Source organism: Anaerococcus lactolyticus ATCC 51172 (genome assembly GCF_000156575.1).
GTDB lineage: Bacteria > Bacillota > Clostridia > Tissierellales > Peptoniphilaceae > Anaerococcus > Anaerococcus lactolyticus.
The window spans coordinates 1-213 of sequence record NZ_GG666236.1 but is presented as its reverse complement, the minus strand read 5'-3'; the positions used below and the strand labels follow the sequence as shown (position 1 = coordinate 213).

The 213-nt window shown below is 66.7% G+C and carries 1 protein-coding gene; it reads right to left on the bottom strand.

What is annotated here, in order from left to right; genetic code table 11:
• Positions 1-195 (bottom strand): hypothetical protein (locus tag HMPREF0072_RS10985; RefSeq protein ID WP_211204267.1); only part of this gene is annotated, 195 nt, incomplete at its 3' end.
• Between the last annotated feature and the right edge of the window lie 18 nt (positions 196-213).

Here is a 213-nt window from a genome sequence, read left to right as displayed (position 1 = left end):
GGGGAAGCCCCATTGCAGCCCCTGCGATGCCGCGCCGTAGTATGTCCATGCGGTGCAGTGCACCGCCAGGGACAGTGCGTAGATGAGCGGCCATGCCTTCGAAAGCCGATGCCCCCGGCGCTCGCCCCACAGGGCCACGCCAAACAGCAGTGCGGTCCACGCAATGCAGGCCAGCAGCACGAAGGAGGGCGTCAACATCGCTCCAGTGTAGGC